Source organism: Pseudomonas thermotolerans DSM 14292, from assembly GCF_000364625.1.
GTDB classification, from domain to species: Bacteria; Pseudomonadota; Gammaproteobacteria; order Pseudomonadales; family Pseudomonadaceae; genus Aquipseudomonas; species Aquipseudomonas thermotolerans.
Genome location: NZ_KB822641.1, coordinates 1 through 6643, shown reverse-complemented (window position 1 = coordinate 6643; position 6643 = coordinate 1). Strand labels below are relative to the sequence as shown.

Below are 6643 nucleotides of genomic sequence, written 5' to 3'. Positions count from 1 at the left end.
CCGCGCCCCGGCACCACCGCCGAGACCCTGGCCAAGCTCAAGCCGGCCTTCAAGAAGGACGGCACGGTCACCGCCGGCAACGCCTCGACCCTCAACGACGGCGCCGCCGCGGTGCTGCTGATGAGCGCCGACAAGGCCCGCGCCCTCGGCCTGCCGGTGCTGGCGCGCATCGCCGCCTACGCCAATGCCGGGGTGGACCCGGCGATCATGGGCATCGGCCCGGTCTCGGCGACTCGCCGCTGTCTGGACAAGGCCGGCTGGAGTCTGGACGACCTCGACCTGATCGAGGCCAACGAGGCCTTCGCCGCCCAGGCCCTGGCGGTCGGCCAGGAGCTGGGCTGGGATGCCGCCAAGGTCAACGTCAACGGCGGGGCCATCGCCCTCGGCCATCCGATCGGCGCCTCCGGCTGCCGCATCCTGGTCAGCCTGCTCCACGAGATGCTCAAGCGCGACGCGAAGAAGGGTCTGGCCACCCTGTGCATCGGTGGCGGCCAGGGGGTGGCGCTGGCCATCGAACGCTGACGCTTTCCCTTCTCCTCTTGCCGGGCGCCGCGCGCCCGGTGGGGGACTTTTGTCTCACAACAACAAGGAGCCATCCCCATGCACCGCTCCCCCTTCGCCCGCAGCCTGCTGCTCGCCACCGGCGGACTAGCGGCGGCCGGCCCAGCCGCGGCGGACTTCCTCTCCGACGGCAAAGGCACGCTGGAACCGCGCAACTTCTACTTCAACCGCGACTTCCGCCAGGACGGCGCTCCACAGGCCAAGGCCGAGGAATGGGCCCAAGGCTTCCTGCTGCGCCTCGAATCCGGCTACACCGAAGGGACCATCGGCGTCGGGGTGGACGCCCTCGGCCTGCTCGGCGTCAAGCTGGATTCCGGCGCCGGGCGCAGCGGCAGCGGCCTGCTCAAGCGCGACCGGGAAACCGGCGAGGCCCAGGACGAATACGGCGAACTGGGCATGACCGCCAAGCTGCGCGCCTCCAAGAGCACCCTGAAGGTCGGCACCCTGCAGCCCAAGCTGCCCAGCGTGCTGGCCAACGACTCCCGCCTGCTGCCGCAGACCTTCCAGGGCGTGCACCTGAATTCCCGGGAGCTCGACGGCCTGAACCTCGACGCCGGACGCCTGCGTCGGGTCAACCAGCGCGACTCCTCGAACTACGAGGAAATGACTCTCACCATCCTGGGCGCCAAGAACATCAGCATCCGCAGCGGCACCAGCAGCGACCACTTCGACTTCGCCGGGCTCAGCTACCAGTGGAGCGACCGGCTGACCACCGCCTACCACTACGGCGTCCTGGACGGCTTCTACCGCCAGCATAGCCTCAACCTGGTGCACCTCTGGCCGCTCGCCGAGGGCCATGCGCTGAAGACCGACCTGCGCTACAGCGACTCCAGCCACGACGGCAGCAGCAACGTGGACAACCGCGCCTTCGGCGCCATGTTCACCTACAGCCTCGGGGCCCACACCCTCGGCGCCGGCTACCAGGCCATGCGCGGCGACACCGGCTTCGCCTACATCAACGGCACCGACGCGGCGCTGGTCAACTTCGTGCAGATCGGTGACTTCGCCAACAAGGACGAGACCTCCTGGCAGCTGCGCTACGACTACGACTTCGCCGCCCTGGGGCTGCCCGGCCTGAGCTTCATGACCCGCTATCTGTCCGGTGACGGCATCGACCTCGGCGCCGGCCGCCCGGAAGGCAAGGAATGGGAGCGCGACACCGACATCGGCTACGTGGTGCAGAGCGGTCCGCTGAAGAACCTCGGCATCAGGTGGCGCAACGCCACGGTACGTTCCAGTCACTTCGGCAACGATCTGGACGAGAATCGCCTGATCCTCAGCTATAGCCTGGCGCTCTGGTAAGGCAAAGGGCCGACGTATCCTCTGGGTACGCCGGCCGGCTGATCCCCTAGCGGACGTGGCTCCAGCGCCCGTACAGCCAGCGTGCCGCGGCATCCAGACAGAAGCCCAGCACACCGATCAGCAGGACCATGGCCATCAGCTCCGAATAGGCCAGGCGGTCGCGGGTGTCGAGGATGTAGTAGCCGAGCCCGGCGCTGACCCCGAGCATCTCGCAGGGCACCAGGACGATCCACAGGATGCCGATGGCCAGCCGCACGCCGGTCAGCACCTGACCGAGCACCCCTGGCACCACCACCCGGAGCAGCGTCTCCCAGGGCGTGGCGCTCAGGCTGCGTGCCAACTGCAACCAGCGGGCGTCCAGCTGCTTCACCCCGGCGGCGGTGTTCAGCAGAATCGGCCAAACCGCAGCGAAGGCCAGCAAGAAATGGATCGGCCGGTCGCCCACGCCCATCAGCATCACCGCGATGGGCATCCAGGACAGCGGCGAGATCATCCGCAGGAACTGGAACGCAGGGGTGGTCGCCCACTCCAGCTCGCGCCAGCTGCCCACCAGCAGTCCCAGCGGCACGCCGACCAGCAGGGCCAGGGCCAGGCCGATCAGCACCCGGCCGAGGCTGACGCCGATGTGCTCGTAGAGATCGGCACGGCCGAGCAGCTCCACCAGGCTGACGAAGGTGGCCTGTGGCGAGAACAGCGCCGCCAGGCCGTCGTCCGCGCCGAACAGGCGGATCAGCAGCCACCAGAGGGCGAACAGCCCGAGCAGGCCGCCCAGCCCGAGCAGCCAGGCGCGGCCGCGTTGCTTGCTGAACGCGCTCAAACGGCGATCTCCTCGTCACGCTCGAAGGCCGCGGGGAAGCCGAAGGCCTCCAGCCCGCCGACCGCCGCCAGGCTGTTGCGCACGAAGCGGTCATCCACCAGGTCGCGGGCAGTGGCCGCCGGGTCCAGCTCGGCGAGGAAACCGTTGTTGCCCTCGATCAGGGTCTGCTTGAGCTGGCGCACCAGTTCCTCGGTGTAGCTGGGGAACGGATAGGGCTGGAAGTCGATGCGCTTGTCCTCCCACCCGGCATGGCGAATGGCGCCGCTGGCGATGTAGCCCTGGCGCTCGTCGGCCGCCGGCGCCAGCACCCGGCCGAGCACTTCCGGCGCGTGCGGGGTATAGCGGTTGGCACCTTCCTTGGAGAGCAGCCGGGCCGCCTCGGCGCGGTGCTCGCGGGTCCACAGCTGCGCCTTGACGATGGCGTTGACCACCTTCTGCGACCACTCCGGACGCTCGTTGAGGTCGTGCTCGTGCATGAACACCACGCAGCACGCGTGGTTGCGCCAGACGTCCCCGGTGAAGCGCTGGATGCGGCCCACCTTGAGGTTCTCGGCCAGGGCGTTGAACGGCTCGGCGACGATGTAGCCGGCGATGCGCCGGCTGGCCAGAGCCGGCGGCATGTCCGAGGGCGGTAGCACGATCAGGTTCACCTCGTTGGCGGCCACCGGGCCGTTGCCCTTGCTCACCGGGGTCAGCCCGGCCTCGCGCAGAATCCGCTGGAGCACCACGTTGTGGATCGAATACCAGAAGGGAATCGCCACGTTCTGCCCGCCGAGCTGCTTCACCTCGGTGATGTTCGGCGCCACGGTGAGCCCCGAACCGCCGACGTGGTTCCAGGCCACCACCTTGGCCGGCACCTTGCTGCCGTAGCGGGCCCAGACGGTCATCGGCGACAGCAGGTGGATGACGTTGACCTGCCCGGAGATGAACGCCTCGATCACCTGGGCCCAGCTGCGCAGCAGCACCGGGCGCTCGGACTGGATGCCCTCGGCCTCGAGCAGGCCGTTGGCGTGGGCCACCAGCAGCGGCGTGGCGTCGGTGATCGGCAGGTAGCCGATGCGCACCGGGGCGTCCGGCTCGCTGGCGGCACGCGCCTTGAGGCTGCTCAGCAGCGGCATGGCACCAGCCACGGTAAGCAGGCTGGCGAGCTTGAGAAAGTCACGACGGGAGTGGTGCGGATCGTCCAGGCACATGACAAGCCTCCGGCAGTTGATCAGTGGTTCCAGGGTTGCGGCTCGCCCGCCGTAGGGTTTTGAGTATCTCGATGCGCAGGGCGCCCAGTTCCTCGACCAGCTCCTCGCGCGGCTGGGGCAGGTCGATGTGCCACTGGCCGAGCACCTGCGCCGGGGTTCCGCCCAGTAGCAGAATGCGCTCGGAGAGCAGCAGCGCCTCGTCGATGTCGTGGGTGATCAGCACGGCGGCGGTGCGCCGCGCATGGATGATCTCCAGCAGCAGGTGCTGCATGTCCGCGCGGGTCACCTCGTCCAGCGCGCCGAAGGGTTCGTCGAGCAGCAACACGTGGGGCTCGCGGGCCAGACAGCGGGCCAGCGCGGCGCGCTGCGCCATGCCGCCGGACAGCTCCGCCGGGTAGCGGCCGCGGGCATGCTCCAGGCCCACCGCGGCGATCGCCTTGTCGACCAGCGCCTGGCGCTCGGCCGCCTCGCGGCGCGGCTGGTGGCGGAAGTCGAGGCCGAAGGAGACGTTCTTCTCCAGGCTCAGCCAGGGCAGCAGCGAGGGGTCTTGGAAGGCCACCGCGACCCGCGGATGCGGCCCGCGCAGGGCCTCGCCGAACAGCCGTACCTCGCCCTCCTCGGCCTGCTGCAGGCCGGCCAGAACGCGCAGCAGGCTGGACTTGCCAACCCCGCTGGGGCCGAGGATGGAGACGATCTCCCCGGCGCGCAGCTCCAGGCCGAAGCCTTCCAGCACACGGCGCCAGCCGCCGGCCTGGCGGTAGCCGAGGGCGATCCCCGAAGCAGACAGGACCGGCTGACTCATGCCTGGGCCCCGCCTTCCTGCTTGCACAGCTCGGCGCGCAGCTGCACAAGGCTGGGGGTGACGATGGGCACGAAGGCCGACTCCCGCCAGCGCCGCGCGAAGCCCGCGCCATGGGCCTGCAGGTAGGCCTTGCCGCCGCTGGCCTGAAGTTCCAGCTGCACGGCGCGGGCGACGATGTCCGCCAGGGCGATGCGCACCCGGAACAGAGCCGCCGCCTGGCTGGCGAAGATGCCGTCGCGCAGGCCCTGGCGGAGTCGCTGCTCGACCTCGGCCAGCTCGGCGCACAGCGCCGCCTGCTCGCTGTCCAGGAGCTCCCGGGCGCCACCGCGCTGCGCCTTCACCTCGTCGAGGGCACGCCGCGCCAGACCGATGGACATGCCGCACTGCAGGCCGAGGAAGGACGGCCGCACCCGCGGCAGGAAGCTCCGCGCATCGGCGGCAATCAGCCAGTCCCGCGCCACCCGGACGGCGTCCAGGCTCAGCGCGGCGGTATTGCTGCCCTGCAGACCGAGCAATTGCAGGTCCTCGCTGCGCGCGAAGCCGGTCAGATCGTCCGGCAGGGCGACGATGAAGGGTGCGCCACCGGGCAGGTCCACCGCCGCGGCCACCACGAAGCCCTGCTTACGCAGGTTGGTGACCCAGGGCAGACGCCCGTCCAGGCGCCAGCCGTCGCCCTCTTCCCGGGCCCGCACGCTTAGCTCCTCGATGCCGCAGAGGAACTTCATGGCGTTGGACAGCCCAGTGGCGCCGGCCTGGCGACCGCTCAGCAGGTCGCCGAGCAGGCGCTCGCGCAGGGCGGCGTTGTCGCTCTGCAGCAGGTACTCGATGAAGGCTCGCTGGCCCCAGAACACGAAGGCTGCGGTCAGCGAATGGCTGGCGACCTGGGCGACCGCCTCCACGGCATCGACCACGTCGCCACCGCTGCCACCCTGCGCCTCGTCCACCCCCAGGCGGAACAGGCCGGCGTCTGCCAGGCGCGGTAGCACCGTCTCGGGGTCCGCCTGACCCAGGTCGAGCGGCTCGGCCTGTCGGTCCAGCCAATCGCGCAGTGCAGGTTCCAGCATCGGTATTCCTCCGTCCTCAGGCGTCCGCCTGCTCCCAGCGATACTTGGCCAGCTCGGGGTTGAGCGGAGTACGGGCGAAGCTGTTGGCAAAATTGCAGAGGGTCGCCAGGCTGACGCCGAGAATCACCTCCAGGGCCTGACCCTCGTTGAAGCCGGCGGCGCGGAAAGCTTCGTAGTCCGCGTCGGAGACGTTGCCACGGGTGGCGATCACCGCACGGGTGAAGGCAGCCAGTGCCTCGTAGCGGGCATCCGGCAGTTCGCCGCGGGCGCGCAGCGCCTCGATCACCTCGGCGGGCAGCTTGGCCTTGTTGGTGGCCACGGCCGTGTGCCCGGCCACGCAGAAGCTGCAACCGTGGGTGGTGGCGGCGATCAGCTGGACCACCTCACGCTCGGGCAGGCTCAGGCTGGCCTTGGCGTTCAGGCCGGACACGGTCACGTAGGTTTCCAGGGCGGCCGGAGCGTTGGCCAGCACCTTCAGCAGGTTGGGAATGAAGCCCGAGTTCTTCAGGGCGTTCTCCAGGAAGGGCTTCGCTTCGGCCGGGGCGCTCTCCAGGGTTTGCAGGGTGACGCGGGACATGAAATAACTCCGTTATTGAACAGGCTGTGCGACCATTTTCTTGGTTATATGCGGATTCCACGGTCATCTGGCCACCCATTCCATGAGCATCTGACCACCGATTCCACGGTGATCCGGCCACCCATTCCACGCGTATCCGACCACTGATTCCACGGCCATCCGGCCACTCAACCGGGCAGGCAGTAACGCAGGATTTCTTCACTACCATCGACCTCTTTTTCGAAGCAGAGAGGTCGTCGTGGAGCGTTTATCCATGCGTAAGATTCGCGAAGTACTTCGTCTCAAGTTCGAGGTCGGGCTATCGGCTCGCCAGATTGCCGTCAGCGT

7 protein-coding genes are annotated in these 6643 nt (G+C 69.0%); 2 read left to right on the top strand and 5 right to left on the bottom strand.

Annotated elements, in window-relative coordinates; translation table 11 throughout:
- On the top strand, positions 1-522 hold a 522-nt coding region (locus H165_RS0117670; protein ID WP_017940262.1), incomplete at its 5' end, for an acetyl-CoA C-acyltransferase.
- 78 nt (positions 523-600) lie between these two features.
- Positions 601-1863, top strand: a complete 1263-nt coding sequence (locus tag H165_RS0117665; protein WP_017940261.1) for an OprD family porin — start codon at positions 601-603, stop codon at positions 1861-1863.
- A 46-nt stretch (positions 1864-1909) separates the two neighbouring features.
- Here H165_RS0117665 and H165_RS0117660 read toward each other — a convergent pair whose 3' ends face one another.
- From H165_RS0117660 to H165_RS0117640, 5 genes are read right to left on the bottom strand one after another with little or no spacing between them, the layout of a single operon-like run.
- Positions 1910-2644 carry an ABC transporter permease gene (locus H165_RS0117660; RefSeq protein WP_026146715.1) on the bottom strand — a complete coding sequence of 245 codons (735 nt, stop codon included), beginning with the start codon at positions 2642-2644 and terminating at the stop codon, positions 1910-1912.
- Positions 2645-2676: 32 nt separating this feature from the next.
- Entirely contained in the window at positions 2677-3873 is a 1197-nt protein-coding gene (locus H165_RS0117655) for an ABC transporter substrate-binding protein (protein ID WP_017940259.1), read from the bottom strand.
- Positions 3839-4675 carry an ABC transporter ATP-binding protein gene (locus H165_RS0117650; protein WP_017940258.1) on the bottom strand — a complete coding sequence of 279 codons (837 nt, stop codon included), beginning with the start codon at positions 4673-4675 and terminating at the stop codon, positions 3839-3841. Before H165_RS0117650 ends, H165_RS0117655 begins: the two co-directional genes overlap by 35 nt.
- Positions 4672-5739 carry an acyl-CoA dehydrogenase family protein gene (locus H165_RS0117645; RefSeq protein ID WP_017940257.1) on the bottom strand — a complete coding sequence of 356 codons (1068 nt, stop codon included), beginning with the start codon at positions 5737-5739 and terminating at the stop codon, positions 4672-4674. The genes H165_RS0117650 and H165_RS0117645 overlap by 4 nt, the downstream gene beginning before the upstream one ends.
- A gap of 16 nt (positions 5740-5755) precedes the next feature.
- A complete protein-coding gene (locus H165_RS0117640) occupies positions 5756-6316 on the bottom strand; it encodes a carboxymuconolactone decarboxylase family protein (RefSeq protein WP_017940256.1) in 561 nt (186 codons plus the stop codon).
- Positions 6317-6643 lie beyond the last annotated feature (327 nt).